Genomic DNA, 14,730 nt, shown 5'->3' with positions numbered 1-14,730 from the left:
TTTGCCGGCGTACTCCATTTGAGGGTTTGCTTAATGAGGGGCGGCGGGGTATGGTTCGGGTTCATGGACAAATACGCGATCGGGTTTTGGGGCTGCTATTTCGGCTCAGCCAGCCTGATGCTGGCCGGTTCGGCATTTGCCTATATCCGGTCCCTGCGGCGTATTGCCGTGAATGCGGCTGTCTCGGCAATCGCCTCCACTTTTTTTGTGGTGGCCTTCCTGGGTTGGTTACCGATCGAGAACGCCGATGTTCTGGACCGTTTCCTGGCCCACGTTGCCAGCGTGGTGTCTGCGCTGCTGGCTTACCTGCTGTTTTCCATCCTGGGCATCCTGCGCAATCCGGACTCGGCCCGGCGCGCCTTGACCTGGCTGGCGAGCCTGGCTCTTCTGGATATCGCGGTTGGCTGGGCATTGAGCCCGCGCCACGCCCTGGCACTGAGCCTGGCGGTGGCATGTTTTCTGGGGCTGGTGGCAATGGCGCTCAGTCTTCGCAGTGCCGTTCGGGGGGACCTGCTTGCCTGGGTGGCCGTCTCGGGCGTCTTCTTCATGCTCGTGGCCGTTGCCGGGTTGAGCTGGGTGGCGATGGACCGTGCCCATGTGCCGTGGCAGGTGCATGCGGTGACCGCCGTCGCCGGCACGTGTTATCTGGCCACCATGGCGGCCGTGCTGTGGACCCGTTATTCCTACCTGATCGAGCTGAACCGGGCCATGGCATATGGCCCCAGCTACGACCCGGTCACGCGCATGCGCTCCCACAGCGAAACCGGCAACATGCTGGAGGCAACCTTCAGGCGCTACCGCGATGAGCCGGTGCCGCTGGGTGTGGTGGTGGTGTCGGTTGCCAATCTGTATGTGCTGGAAAAGCTTTACGGCCACGCAGCAGTGAACCACGCGCTGTTTGTGTGCGCCGGGCGGCTGCGGCGCACCGTGCCCGCCGGTGTGGAAATGGGACGCCTCGAAGAGAACGGGTTTTTACTGCTGATGCGCAATTGCCATGACAGCGGCCAGTTGATTCACCTCGCGCGCAGGGTTCAGTCGGCCCTGGCCAAGTCGGTGGTGCTCAACACCACGCTCGAAGGCGATCTGGTAGGGAATCAGCAGACGCGCTGGGTCGCTGAAGTCGGCCTTGGCGTGCTCAGGGTCTCCAAGTCCGACGCGCGCGCCTCTTCGGCGGTGAGCACAGGACGGGGCATGTCGCGCATAGCGCTCAGCTACCCGAGCCGCATTGCGTGGTTTGACGAGACCAGTGGGGAAGCCGTGGACTTGCCTGTGCTGGCGGCCTGATCGCAGCGCCCTGCACGGCGCCATAACCATGCCCGGTCTGTTGCGGGCCGGAACACCCGATAATTGAGCGCTTCGGCAGTGTTGCCGCTTGGCCCGTTTCTCCTTTTTGCCTTCTTTCTCGCTTCCATCCTTGTCCCCCCTCGCCATCACTTTTCCCGAATCGCTGCCCGTTTCCGGCAAGCGCGACGAAATCACCGCCGCCATGGCGGCCCACCAGGTCATCATCGTCTGTGGCGAGACCGGTTCGGGTAAAACCACCCAGTTGCCCAAGATCGCGCTGGCCATGGGGCGCGGCAAGCTCAATTACCCCGCCGGACAGGGCCGGCTCATCGGCCATACCCAGCCGCGCCGTATTGCTGCGTCCAGCGTGGCCAAGCGCATCGCGGAGGAACTGAAGACGCCGCTGGGCGACGTGGTGGGCTACAAGGTGCGCTTCCAGGACCGGCTGAGCCGCGACGCCTCAGTCAAGCTGATGACCGACGGCATTTTGCTGGCCGAGACGCAGACCGATCCGCTGCTCAAGGCCTATGACACGATCATCATTGACGAGGCCCATGAGCGCAGCCTGAACATTGACTTTTTGCTGGGCTACCTGCGCCAGCTGCTGCCGCGCCGGCCTGACCTCAAGGTGGTCATCACCTCGGCAACGATTGATGCGCAGCGTTTTGCGGATTACTTTGCTTCCAGTAAAGGCCCTGCCCCTGTGATCATGGTGTCCGGGCGCATGTTTCCGGTGGAGCAGCGCTACCGGCCGTTTGAGGAGTCGCGCGAGCACGACCTGAACGATGCAATTGCCGATGCCGTCGACGAACTCTGGCTCAGCCCGCACAGCGCGGGCGACATCCTGGTGTTTTTGCCCGGCGAGCGAGAAATTCGCGAAGCAGCCGACCACCTGCGCAAGCACCTGGCGCACCAGCCGTTGACGCGCAACGCCGAGGTGCTGCCGCTGTTCGCGCGCCTGAGCCAGGCCGAGCAGGACCGCATTTTTGACGGCCACAGCGGGCGGCGCATCGTGCTGGCCACCAACGTGGCCGAAACCTCGCTGACCGTTCCCGGTATCCGCTACGTGGTCGATGCCGGCACCGCCCGCGTCAAACGCTACAGCTTTCGCAACAAGGTTGAGCAGCTGATGGTGGAGCCGGTGTCGCAGGCCGCGGCCAACCAGCGTGCCGGCCGCTGCGGCCGGGTAGCCGATGGCATTTGCATACGCCTTTACGACGAAAAGGACTTCCAGGGCCGCCAGCCTTTCACCGACCCTGAAATCCTGCGCAGTTCGCTGGCTTCGGTGATTTTGCGCATGAAGGCGCTGCACCTGGGCAATGTGGAAGAGTTCGCCTTTATCGAGCCACCGCAACGCCGCGCCATTGCCGACGGCTACCAGCTGCTGGCCGAACTGGGGGCGGTGGACGAGGACAACGAATTGACCGGCGTCGGCCGTACGCTGGCCAAGCTGCCGCTGGACCCGCGCGTGGGCCGCATGATTCTGGAAGCCAAGGGCCGCAACGCGCTGGACGAGGTACTGGTGATCGCCAGTGCGCTCAGTGTGCAGGACGTGCGCGACCGCCCCATGGACAAACAGGCCCAGGCCGACCAGCAGCACGCCAAGTTCGATGACGAGAAGAGCGAGTTCAGCGGCTACCTGAAGCTGTGGAAATGGCTGGGTGACGCGCGCGGCGGCCACGGCACCGACCACAAGCTGTCCAACCGCCAGTATGAAAACCTGCTGCGCGAGAACTACGTCAATATCCGCCGCGTGCGCGAATGGCGCGACATTCATTCGCAGCTGCATACCGTCGTGGGTGAACAAAAGTGGGTTCTGAATGACAAGCCCGCCAGCTATGAGCAGCTGCACTTATCCATGCTCTGCGGCCTGCTGGGCAACATCGGCTGCAAGAGCGACGAGGAAGACTGGTACCTGGGTGCACGCGGCATCAAGTTCTACCGACACCCCGGCGCACGCCTGAGCAAAAAGCCGGGCCGCTGGATTGTGGTGGCCGAGCTGGTGGAAACCACACGCCTTTTTGGCCGTGGCATCGCCAACATTGACCCGGCCTGGATAGAGCAGGTGGCTGGGCATCTTTTAGCCAAGCAGCTGCTGGACCCGCACTGGGAGAAAAAGGCTGCGCAGGTGACGGCGCTGGAGCGAGCCACGCTTTACGGCCTGGTGGTCTACAACGGGCGGCGCGTCAATTTTGGCCGTGTCGACCCGGTCACGGCGCGCGAGATTTTCATCCGCGAAGCGTTGGTCGCTGGCAACTGGGACACCAAGCTGCCTTTCCTCGCAGCGAACCTGAAACTGATCCAGCAGGTGCAGGATCTGGAGCACAAAGCCAGGCGCCAGGACGTGCTGGTGGACGAGGAACTGATCTACGCTTTTTATGACCAGCAACTCCCGGCTGGCGTACACAGTGGTGCAAGTTGCGAACATTGGTACAAGGAGGAAGTCAAAAAGCAGCCGCAGCTCCTGCTCTTGACGCGCGAAGAACTGATGCGGCATGAGGCTGCAGGCATTACCACCCAGTCGTTTCCCAAGACACTGCGAATGGGCGGCGTGGATTGCCTGGTGACTTACCTGCACGAACCCGGCGACGCGCGCGATGGCGTGACGGTGGACGTGCCGCTGTTCGCGCTCAACCAGGTCAATGAAGAGCGCTGCGAGTGGCTGGTGCCCGGCATGCTCAAGGACAAGGTCCAGGCGCTGATCAAGACGCTGCACCAGCGCCCGCGCTCGCGCCTGGTGCCCTTGCCCGACACCGCCGCCCGCATGACTGAGCAGTTGCTGCAACCCGAGGTGTTCGGCAGCGGCTCGCTGACCGACGCGGTGCTCAAGCTGGTGCGCGACGCGACTTCGCTGGACGTCAAGCGCAATGACATGAAGCTGGACATGCTGCCGCCGCACCTGTTCATGAACTTCCGTGTGGTCGACGAACATGGCCGCCAGCTGGGTGCGGGCCGTAACCTGGGCGCGCTCAAGGGCGAACTGGGCTCGCAGGCACGGGGTGCCTTCCAGGCGCTGGCGGGACTCAAAAACCTGGCAAAAGCACCCGGATCTGAGCTTGAAAAGCCCGTTTTTTCCGAAAATTCAGCATCAAATCGGCCTGCAGCCCAATCAGGACGAGCGCAAGCAGCTCCTGAAAAGATAGCGGCGAAAGCGCCGGAGCGCTACACCAGCTGGAGCTTTGGCGAGTTGCCGGAGCTGATGGAAATCCGCAAGGGCGCCCAGACGCTGATCGGGTTTCCGGCACTGATTGACCTGGGCGATGCGGTGACGATCGAGGTGTTTGACGAACCCGATGTGGCGGCCGCGAAGCACCGCGCCGGCTTGCGCCGGCTGTTCTCCCTGCAGATCAAGGATGCGCTGAAGTACCTGGAAAAGAACCTGCCGGAGCTGCAGAAGATGGCCACCAGCTACATGCTGGTGGGCCGCGCCGCCGACAACTCCGGCGGCGGTACGCTGGAGGAATTGCGCGAGCAGATCATCGAAGTGGCGCTGGACCGCGCGTTTTTGCTGGACCCATTGCCGACGCACGAAGCCGAGTTCAAAAAACGCATCGACGATGGGCGAGGGCGCCTGACGCTGATTGCCAGTGAGGTGGCCCGGCTGGCGGCCGGCATCCTGGCTGAATTCGCCGTGGCCCAACGCAAGATCAAGGACACCAAAAATGCCGCTGAAGCGGCAACCGATGCCGCCCAGCAACTGCAGCGCCTGGTACCCAAACGCTTTCTGACGGCCACACCTTATGGGCAACTGCAGCACTTCGCACGCTACCTCAAGGCCATCACGTTGCGGCTGGAAAAATGGCGCGCTGACCCGGCACGCGATGCCGCACGGATGGCCGAATTGCGGCCGCAAGAGCAGCGTTACTGGCGGCTCGTGGCTGAGCGAAAAGGCGCGGTGGATGCGCGCATGCAGGAATTCCGCTGGCTGCTGGAAGAGCTTCGTGTGAGCTTCTTTGCGCAGGAGCTGCGCACACCGCAGCCGGTCAGCATCAAAAGGCTGGAAAAAGCATGGCAGCAACTGAATAGTTGATGCCATGCTTTTAAGCGAAGGCTAACAATTGCCGAAGGCTTGTTATGCCGTAGCTAAAAGGCCTGGGCTCAACTGAATAGTTGATGCCATGCTTTTAAGCGAAGGCTAACAATTGCCGAAGGCTTGTTATGCCGTAGCTAAAAGGCCTGGGCTCAACTGAATAGTTGATGCCCGGCTATTTGGTGTGCCGGCATAAAAATGGCCTTGCATTGCAAGGCCATTTTTACGGGTGGATCACCAGGGGAAGGCGCGTACTAGATGCGTCCCATCAGCAGCAGGATGACCAGGATCAACACCACCAGGCCGATACCACCACTGGGTCCATAGCCCCAGCTGCGGCTGTGACCCCAGGTTGGCAATGCGCCGACGAGGATAAGAATAAGAACGATCAGCAGGATGAGGGATAGGGACATTTGAAGCACTCCTTGTTATGTGAAGTGATTGTTTCCCGGTGCGAGGCACAAACAAGCAGGATGAACGCCTGTCCAGCCGTCGGCAAATACTGACAGCCCTGGATTACACGGCAGCTTGCCGCGCTTACAGTTTGGCCAGCCGCTGCAGGGCCGTGTTCAATGTTTCGTCTTTTTTGGCAAAACAGAACCGCACCACTCGCTGGTCAAAGCCGTTGCCGTAAAACGCCGACAGGGGAATGGCCGCCACGCCGATTTCGGTCGTCAGCCATTTGCAGAATCCGGCTTCGTCCAGGTCACTCACGTCGGAGATGTCCACACACTGGAAGTAGCTGCCTTCGCTGGGCAACAGCTTGAAGCGGGTTTTTGCCAGCCCTTCGCGAAAGAGGTCGCGCTTGCGCTGGTAGAAGGCCGGCAGGTCCAGGTAGGGCTGCGCATCGGCCATGTACGCGGCCAGCCCGTACTGCACCGGTGTATTGACGGTGAAGACGTTGAACTGGTGCACCTTGCGGAACTCGGTGGTCAGTGCAGCGGGTGCGGCCACGTAGCCGACCTTCCAGCCGGTGACGTGGTAAGTCTTGCCGAAGCTGCTGACAATGAACGCACGCGCGGCAAGGCCCGGAAAACGCGCCGCGCTTTGATGCACGCGTCCCTGGGCCGCATCGAACACCATGTGCTCATAGACCTCGTCGCTGATCAGCAGGACGTCGGTGGGCGCCAGGATGTCCTGCAGCGTGAGCATGTCGGCCTCGGTCCATACCGTGGCGCTCGGGTTGTGCGGCGAGTTGACGATGATCGCCCGCGTCCTGGATGTGATCGCTGCGGAAATTTTGTCGAAGTCGGGCCGGAAGGTGCCGGGCGTGAGGGGAACGCGCACCACGACGCCACCGGCCAGCTCGATGTTGGGCACGTAGCTGTCGTAGCAGGGCTCCAGCACGATGACCTCGTCGCCGGGGTGAACGACAGCCAGGATGGCCGTGATGATGGCCTGCGTCGCACCGGCGGTGATGGTGATCTCGGTGTTGGCGTCGTAGCGGTGACCGTAAAGTTTGGCCACCTTGGCCGAGATGGCTTCGCGCAGCACCGGAACGCCTGTCATGGGCGGGTACTGGTTCAGGCCTTGTGTCATCGCGTCCGTGACGGCGTTGACCAGTTGCGGGTCACACTCAAAATCAGGAAAACCCTGGCCCAGGTTGACAGCGCCTTTTTCAGCGGCAAGCGTGGACATTACCGTGAAGATGGTGGTGCCGACAGCGGGCAGCTTGGTTTTGAGCGTGGGGGTGCGTTCGAGGATCATGGTCATGATTGAGCTGGATGCATTTCTTTTACAAGCGGCCGCGGCGGAACCGGCTTTGCGGGGCCGCTTGCGGCGCCCCCTGAGGGGGAGGCGGCCGCAGGCCGCTTCGGGGGGGAACCAAGTCAAACCTCATAGTCGTTGACACGGCCGGCCATGGCCTTGGTGATCAGGGCGCGGTCCAGCTTGTCGCTGAGCAGTTCGGCGAATTTATAGACGAAATTGCGAAGGTAGGCGCTGCGCTTGAAGGCCACGCGGGCCACGTTGATGCCGAACAGCGGGCCCGCCGCGATGGCGATCAGGTCGCTGTTGGTGCCGTCTTCCTTGATGGCCATTTCTGCGACGATGCCCACGCCCAGTCCCAGGCGCACATAAGTCTTGATGACGTCGGAGTCGATGGCTTCCAGCGCGATGCGCGGCTGCAGGCGCTTGGCGGCAAACGCCAGGTCGATCTTGGTACGGCCGGTGAAGGATGGGTGGTAGGTGATCAGCGGTTCCTCAGCCAGGTCTTCCAGCGTGATGTTGTCTTTTTTGGCCAGCGGATGGTCAACAGGAATGACGAGCATGTGCTGCCATTCGTAGCAGGGAAGGGTCACCAGGTCTTCGTACTGCGTCAATGATTCGGTCGCGATGCCGATTTCAGCCACCTCATCAAGCACCATGCGCGCCACCTGGTCGGGAGAGCCCTGGTGCAGGCTGACATTGACTTTGGGAAAGGCTTCACGCAGCTTGGCGACGGGCTGCGGGAGCACATAACGGGCTTGCGTATGGGTGGTGGCAATGGAGAGCGTGCCGCTGTCCTGGGCAGAAAACTGCTCGCCAATGCGACGCAGGTTGCCGACCTCGCGCATGATGAGTTCAATGCTTTTGAGGACGTGTTCCCCGGGTTCCGTCACGCGCTTGAGGCGTTTGCCGTGCCGTGCAAAGATCTCGACGCCCAGTTCCTCCTCAAGCTCGATGATGGCCTTGGATACTCCGGGCTGCGAGGTGTGCAGGGCCTTGGCGGTCTCTGTCAGGTTCAGGTTGCGCCGGATGGCCTCCTGGACGAAGCGGAATTGGTGAAGGTTCATATCGAATTCAGGCTAATTATTGATTTTATTATGCCTGTTTTACGCTAAGGAGGAGCCCAACCGCCGTACAGATGCGCCGTGCCTTCACGGTTATGACAAGGCAATGCTGGCCATAAGTGCGGTCAATTCGCGGTATTCCCCGGCTGCAGGCAGAAGCTCGACTTCTACGCCCGGATGCGCCAGCCTGACGCGTTCGACCAGCAGCGGCAAGTCTTCCCGGGCGTGCTTGCCTATACCAAAGAAAAGCGGAAACACCCTTATATGGCGTGCGCCAGCAGCTATTAAATTTGTAGCAGCTTCAGGCAATGAAGGAGGGCAAAGCTCCACGTAGGCGCAACTGACAGGGGTGCCGGGCTCGCGGAGACGGACTTGAGCGGCAACCGCCTCAATGGGGTCGCGCCACTGCGGGTCGCGCGAGCCATGGGCAAGCAGGATGATGCCGCGCGGCGCGGGGAACAAGGGCGTCATGGCGCGCAGCGTCCGTTAACGCCTGAGCACCAGCCAGCCAAACGCGCCCAGCGAGACGGCCATATAAAGCAGGCCTGGCGTGGCAGCCGCAAGCCAGGGCTGCCAGTTGCGGAGGTTGCCGATATAGCCGAACACGTTGTTGAGCAGGAAGAAGCTGATGCCAATCATCACCCCGGCGAACACGTAGCCGGCAATGCCACCGGAGCGAAAGTGAAGGTAGGCAAAAGGCAGTGCCAGAATCACCATCACCAGGCAGCTGAGCGGGTAAAAGACTTTTTTCCAGAACTCTATTTCATAGCGTTGCGCGGTCTGCCCATTGGCGTCCAGGTGACGGACGTAATTGAACAGGTCGATGGTGCCCATGCGCTCAGGCTTGAGCAGCGCCACCGACACCATTTCAGCGCTGATTTCGGTGGGCCAGCGAAAGCTCTTTAGCACCGCGCGGTTGACCTTGGCGCTGCCCCCGGGTTTGGCGGCGCTGCTGGCACCGGCAGGAACATCAAATTCTGTGCGCGTGGCCTGGTCCAATTCCCATGCATCGCCGGCGGTGAACGCTGCCAGCGGCGCCTGTGTGGTGGAGACGATCAATCCCTTGTTGTTGAATTCGAAAATCTGCACACCCTGCATTTCGTTGTCGGGGGTGAGAGCCCTCACATTGACCACAAAGGTGTTGTAGGCCTGCTTTTCCTTCAGCCAGGCACCGGTCTGGCCGATGGTGATCTTGTTCTGGTAGCGCGCCTTGAGCAGCTGTGCGGCCCGTTCGCTGGCAGGCGCCACATAGTCGCCTACGGCGAAACTGAACACCACGAACAGCGCCCCCAGGACCAGCAGCAACTTTAGCGCGCGCCAGGGGCCGAGTCCGCTGGTGCGCAGGATGGTGTATTCGGAGCTCTGTGCCAGTCGGGCCATCACAAAGATGGTGCCGATCAATACGGAGATCGGCAGCAGCTCGTACAAATGATTGGGAATCAGCAGGCCTACATACAACAATGCATGCCTGATCTGGTAGATATCGGCTGCGTTGATGCCGCTGCTCTTGCCGAGGTATTGCAGTTCATCGACCAGGTCAAAAAAGAAGAACAGGGCCAGGAAGCCCAGTGCCACCAGTGCGATGGCAGCTAGCACTTCACCGTAGATCAGGCGGCGTATGGTTTTCATGCGTGGCTTTCACTGTCGCGTACGGCCAGCGGTGTGCGGTTGATGCGCCGGGCGGGCCGCAGCGTCCAGTTGAACTGTCGCTTGGACAGCCAGGCCAGGGCCAGCAGCAGGACGCCGCCGTGCAGTGCCAGCAGGAAGTTGCTGAAACTGATGAGGCCCACAAAAATCCAGCTTTGCCCGAGGTTGACCAGGTTGTTGTAGACCACAAACGTCAGCAATACAAAGATCATGTTGCCGCTGCGCCCGCCGCGCGGGTTCACGCTGGCCAGGGCCACCGCCAGCACGACAAAGTTGATGGATGCCAGCGCCAGCCCCAGCCGCCACGCCAGCTCGCTGAGGTTGCCGCGGGTCGGTGCCTTGATCAGGGAGCGGGTGGAAAGCAGTTTGGCTTCCGGTGCGTTTTCGGTCAGCGGATTGTTATCACCGGTTTTGGTGCCGTACTCTTCGAAGTCGCTGATTTTGAGCGCTGATTGCCCGATCACGTTTTCCAGGCGCTGGCCGTTTTCGAGCATGAGGAACTGCGCATCACCTTTGGTCTCGATGCGGCCCGAGCGGGCCGTGGTAATGGAACTCTTGCCTTTTTCGGTCGCAGCGATAAACACGTTGTTACTGGAGCGCTCGCCCGCCAGGTCGCGGTCGATGAAGAAAACCCGGTTGCCGCTGGAGGATTCCTGGAACTGGCCTGGGGCAATGCGGTCGATGTCGCCGCGCTGCTCATACCGGCTTTGCATGTCTTTGGTTTGCTGGTTGGTCCAGGGCCAGACAAAAAGAGCCATCAGCGTTATGACCAGCAGGACAGGCCATGCAAAACGGAAAAGCGGTCGCAGAAAACCCGCCAGGCCCTGGCCGCTGGTGAACCACACCACCATTTCGCTGTCGCGGTACATGCGCGACAAGGTACTGACCATCGCAATAAACAGCGACAGCGTGAGGATGGTCGGCAGGCGTCCCAGCGCCGAGTAGGCCATGAACAGCATGACGTCCTGCGGATTGATGAAACCGCGCGATGCCTGGCCCAGGGTGCGGATCAGAACAATGGTCATCACGATGGTGACCAGGACCACCAGCGTGGCCCCAAAACTGCGTGCCAGCTCTTTGCGAATCGTGGATTGGAATAACATTGACTGAATATCTGCCTTGGCTTCGTTTTATTTTTTGTTTTACGTTGGTTTATTTACCAGACCCTGAATTATGGACTTTGAACTCAAAACACTGACACCCACCCGTATTTGCAGCGAAAAAACCGACGCGCTGCTGGTTCTCGTGCCCCAGGATCCGGGCTCCGGCAACGACCCTCTTTCGGTGCTCGCATCGCTGGCGATCAAGTCAGGGGACTTTGAGGCCAAGCCGGGCAAGCTCCTGAGCACGTACCGCGCTCCCGGCATCACTGCCAGGCGGGTCGTATTGGCCGGCGTAGGGGATGCCAGTGCCAAAAACGTTCGTGCTGCCGTCAGTGCCGGCCTGGGCGCCCTGAAGGCTGCGAACGTGCAGCACCTGACTATTTGCTTCGGGGCTGTGGGCCATCTGCGGGCTGAAGCCGTGCGCGCGGCCGTGGTCGCTTGCGGTGATGCCACTTATACCTACGCCACCACCAAGTCCAAAGCCGCCAGGAACGCAAAAGCCGGCCCCGGCAGGTTGCAACGGGTGGTGGTTGCCGTGAATGACGCCGCAAGTGCGCAAATAGCGCGACCCGGCATTGACAAAGGCGCAGCGCTGATCAAGGGCATTGAATTTGCCAAGGAGTGGGCGAACCGCCCGGCCAACCACGCGACACCGACGCTTCTGGCCGGTGCTGCCAGGGAACTGGGCAAGCTGCGCGGCATCAAGGTAGAAGTGCTGGGGCCCAAAGAGGTCGACAAACTCGGCATGGGCTCCTTCATGGCCGTGGCGCAGGGTTCGGCCGAGCCGTTGCGCTTTATCGTGCTGCGCTATGAGGGGGCGGCCAGGGCCGAGGCGCCCGTCGTGCTCGTTGGCAAAGGCATCACCTTTGACACGGGCGGTATCTCCATCAAGCCCGCGGCCGAAATGGACGAGATGAAGTTCGACATGTGCGGTGCCGCCAGCGTTCTGGGCACCTTCCGGGCGCTGGCAGAGCTGCGGCCGGCGCTCAATGTGGTAGGCCTGATTCCCGCCTGCGAAAACATGCCGGGCAGCCGCGCCATCAAGCCCGGCGATGTGGTGACCAGCATGAGCGGGCAGACCATTGAGATCCTGAACACCGACGCCGAAGGGCGGCTGGTGCTCTGCGACGCATTGACCTACGCTGAGCGCTTCAAGCCCCGGGCGGTGGTGGACATCGCGACGCTGACCGGCGCCTGCGTGATTGCCCTGGGCGGCGTGCGCAGCGGGCTTTTCTCCAGCGACGACGCCTTGGCCGGGGCCTTGTCGGCGGCAGGCGAATCGTCCCTGGACCTGTGCTGGAGGATGCCGCTGGATGACGAGTATGCGGAAGGGCTCAAGACCAATTTTGCAGATGTCGCCAACGTGGCGGGGCGTGCCGCGGGTGCAGTGACCGCGGCCAAGTTCCTGCAGCGGTTCACGGCCAGTTTCCCATGGGCGCACCTGGACATTGCCGGTACGGCCTGGAAAGGCGGAGCCGCCAAAGGTGCGACCGGCAGGCCGGTGCCGCTGCTGCTGGACTACCTGCTGGACCAGGTGGTGCCAGCCAGGGCAGGGACTTCGGCTCAAGCATCGGGCAAAAAAGCCAAAACAGCGTCCAGGCGCAAACCCGCATCCAAAACCCGGGCATGACCGAAATCGCCTTTCACTTCAATGTGCCCGACAAGCTGGCCTACAGCTGCCGGTTACTTCGCAAGGCCTACCTGAGCGGCGCCAGCGTTGTGGTGACGGGGGACGCGGCGGTGCTGGCGGAACTGGACCAGTTGATCTGGAGTTTTTCGCCTGCGGAATTTGTGCCGCATTGCCGTGCGGGCGCCCCCCAAAGTACATTGGCGGCAACGCCGGTGGTGCTGGCCGAGTCGCTCAAGGACTGCCCGCATTACGGCGTACTGGTCAACCTGGGACATGGCATCCCCGCCGAATTTGAACGCTTCGAACGTTTTATCGAAGTCGTGGCGCAGGCCGACGATGACCGTCTTGCAGCGCGAAGCCGGTGGAAGCACTACGCCGACAGGGGCTATGCCATGAAACGTCACGACCTTGCGACGGCCGGGGAGGGTGCATGAACCGCCCGCCCGCACCGCCGCGGTTCGTGCCGACGCTGACGGAAGTCGTGCGGCCCATACCCGCGCCGATGTCGACGCCGGCTGCGCCGCCGGAAACGGCCAGGACTGGCTTGCCTGTGCCTGCGTCCACCGCTTCTGCCGAGCTTCAGGAGCAGATGGTGCAACGCGTGCTCCAGCGGGTGAACCTGGTCCTTGAGCGGCGTTTGCGGGAGGTGGTGGGGCAACTTATCCTGGAGCACACGCAAACCCTGGTTCCCCGTCTGCGCGAAGAAATTGAGGACGTTGTCCGTCAATCTGTGAACCAGGCTTTGAAGCACGAAGCGGCACCGCCAAACACAGACGCGTAGGCCTGTGCAAGCGACTGTTTACACGGGCGTTTTTCGCTGTGCTCAACCCTTGAAACACAAGTTCACATAAGGCAATCTGCTCCCCGGGTAAACCCCCTTATCGGAATTTAACCTAGGGACGTTGCTATGGTGCGGGCCCGGAAATTGCGTTATGTTCGGCCCCGTTGAGTAAAAAAATTGTTCTCAACCTTTAACGGTAATTTCCTAATCGGAGTGTTTTTATGCAAATGAAATTAAAACTGACAGTAGTGGCTGCTCTCGCTGCAGTAGCGGGTTTTGCCTCTGCCCAAGACGCAGTGATCAAGATCGGTCACGTGGCGCCGCTGTCCGGCTCGCAAGCCCATTACGGCAAAGACAATGAAAACGGCGTGCGCATGGCCATCGAAGACCTGAACGCACAAAACGTGGTCATCGGCGGCAAAAAGGTCAAGTTTGAAATTGTTGCTGAAGATGACGCCGCTGATCCAAAACAGGGCACGGCCGCTGCACAAAAGCTGTGCGACTCCAAAGTCGCCGGCGTGGTCGGCCACCTGAATTCCGGAACCACCATTCCTGCTTCCAAGGTCTACAACGATTGCGGCATTCCCCACGTCACGGGCGCTGCAACCAACCCCAACCTGACCAAGCCAGGCTACAAAACCACCTACCGCATCATTGCCAATGACAACGCCCTCGGCGCTGGCCTGGCTTTTTATGCTGCCGACACGCTGAAGCTGAAGAAAGTCGCCATCATTGACGACCGTACCGCTTACGGCCAGGGTGTTGCTGAAGTGTTCAAGAAAACGGCCCTGGCAAAAGGCATGACCGTGGTTGACGAGCAGTTCACCACCGACAAGGCCACCGACTTCATGGCCATCCTGACCGCCATCAAAGCCAAGGCACCTGATGCAATCTTCTTCGGCGGCATGGACCCACAGGGCGGCCCAATGTTGCGCCAGATGGAACAGCTCGGCATGGGCAACGTCAAGTACTTCGGCGGCGACGGCATCTGCACCGCAGAACTGGCCAAGCTGACCGCAGGCGCCAAGACCATCGGTAACGTGGTTTGCGCTGAAGGTGGCGCATCGCTGGCCAAAATGCCAGGCGGCGAAGCATGGAAAAAGCGTTACGACGCCAAGTACCCCAACCAGTTCCAGGTTTACAGCCCATACACCTACGATGCTACTTTCGTTCTGGTCGACGCCATGAAGCGTGCCGGTTCCTGGGATCCAAAGGTCTACACCGCCAAGCTGCCTGAAACCAGCTTCAAGGGCGTGACCACCACGATCGCTTTTGAACCCAATGGCGAACTGAAGAACCCCGCTATCACCCTGTACGTCTACAAAGACGGCAAGAAGTCTGCCCTGAACTGATCGTTCACCGCAAACAAAAAAAGCCACCGAGAGGTGGCTTTTTTTTGCCCGGAAAAAATCCAGGAAGACCGGAAGTGAGGCGCCGAAAGTGGAGCAGGCACAAAAAAGCCCAGCAAGCTGGGCTTTTAGGAG

At 61.0% G+C, this 14,730-nt stretch carries 12 protein-coding genes; 6 read left to right on the top strand and 6 right to left on the bottom strand.

Going from position 1 to position 14,730, the window contains the following annotated elements; all coding sequences use genetic code 11:
• The first annotated feature begins 63 nt into the window (after positions 1-63).
• On the top strand, positions 64-1,284 hold the full coding sequence (locus AC1D11_RS00290) for a diguanylate cyclase domain-containing protein (protein ID WP_477648629.1): 1,221 nt from the start codon (positions 64-66) through the stop codon (positions 1,282-1,284).
• Between the two features lie 130 nt (positions 1,285-1,414).
• Positions 1,415-5,314 (top strand): ATP-dependent RNA helicase HrpA, encoded by a 3,900-nt coding sequence (gene hrpA, locus AC1D11_RS00285; protein ID WP_477650917.1) that lies wholly within the window; start codon positions 1,415-1,417, stop codon positions 5,312-5,314.
• Between the two features lie 254 nt (positions 5,315-5,568).
• Here hrpA and AC1D11_RS00280 read toward each other — a convergent pair whose 3' ends face one another.
• From AC1D11_RS00280 to lptF, 6 genes are all read right to left on the bottom strand, one after another.
• Positions 5,569-5,727: a DUF3309 family protein gene (locus AC1D11_RS00280; RefSeq protein ID WP_007856361.1), complete on the bottom strand. Its 159-nt coding sequence runs from the start codon at positions 5,725-5,727 to the stop codon at positions 5,569-5,571.
• A 124-nt stretch (positions 5,728-5,851) separates the two neighbouring features.
• On the bottom strand, positions 5,852-7,027 hold the full coding sequence (locus AC1D11_RS00275; RefSeq protein ID WP_477649903.1) for a pyridoxal phosphate-dependent aminotransferase: 1,176 nt from the start codon (positions 7,025-7,027) through the stop codon (positions 5,852-5,854).
• Positions 7,028-7,143: 116 nt separating this feature from the next.
• Positions 7,144-8,088: a CysB family HTH-type transcriptional regulator gene (locus AC1D11_RS00270; protein ID WP_477649902.1), complete on the bottom strand. Its 945-nt coding sequence runs from the start codon at positions 8,086-8,088 to the stop codon at positions 7,144-7,146.
• Between the two features lie 90 nt (positions 8,089-8,178).
• Positions 8,179-8,556: a sirohydrochlorin chelatase gene (locus AC1D11_RS00265; protein WP_477649901.1), complete on the bottom strand. Its 378-nt coding sequence runs from the start codon at positions 8,554-8,556 to the stop codon at positions 8,179-8,181.
• Between the two features lie 15 nt (positions 8,557-8,571).
• Positions 8,572-9,714, bottom strand: a complete 1,143-nt coding sequence (gene lptG / locus AC1D11_RS00260) for an LPS export ABC transporter permease LptG (RefSeq protein WP_477649900.1) — start codon at positions 9,712-9,714, stop codon at positions 8,572-8,574.
• On the bottom strand, positions 9,711-10,835 hold the full coding sequence (gene lptF, locus AC1D11_RS00255) for an LPS export ABC transporter permease LptF (protein WP_477649899.1): 1,125 nt from the start codon (positions 10,833-10,835) through the stop codon (positions 9,711-9,713). The genes lptG and lptF overlap by 4 nt, the downstream gene beginning before the upstream one ends.
• Before the next feature lie 70 nt (positions 10,836-10,905).
• Here lptF and AC1D11_RS00250 point away from each other — a divergent pair, with 70 nt between their 5' ends.
• The 4 genes from AC1D11_RS00250 (at position 10,906) to AC1D11_RS00235 (ending at position 14,598) form a co-directional block, all read left to right on the top strand.
• Positions 10,906-12,465, top strand: coding sequence for a leucyl aminopeptidase (locus AC1D11_RS00250; RefSeq protein ID WP_477649898.1), 1,560 nt, complete (start codon positions 10,906-10,908; stop codon positions 12,463-12,465).
• On the top strand, positions 12,462-12,899 hold the full coding sequence (locus AC1D11_RS00245; RefSeq protein ID WP_477649897.1) for a DNA polymerase III subunit chi: 438 nt from the start codon (positions 12,462-12,464) through the stop codon (positions 12,897-12,899). Before AC1D11_RS00250 ends, AC1D11_RS00245 begins: the two co-directional genes overlap by 4 nt.
• Positions 12,896-13,246, top strand: coding sequence for a hypothetical protein (locus tag AC1D11_RS00240; protein ID WP_477649896.1), 351 nt, complete (start codon positions 12,896-12,898; stop codon positions 13,244-13,246). The genes AC1D11_RS00245 and AC1D11_RS00240 overlap by 4 nt, the downstream gene beginning before the upstream one ends.
• 221 nt (positions 13,247-13,467) lie before the next feature.
• Positions 13,468-14,598: a branched-chain amino acid ABC transporter substrate-binding protein gene (locus AC1D11_RS00235; RefSeq protein ID WP_477649895.1), complete on the top strand. Its 1,131-nt coding sequence runs from the start codon at positions 13,468-13,470 to the stop codon at positions 14,596-14,598.
• Positions 14,599-14,730 lie beyond the last annotated feature (132 nt).

The organism is Polaromonas sp. P1_E11 (genome assembly GCF_056405995.1).
Note: the sequence above shows the minus strand (reverse complement) of the source record. Positions and strands in the feature narration are given on the sequence as shown.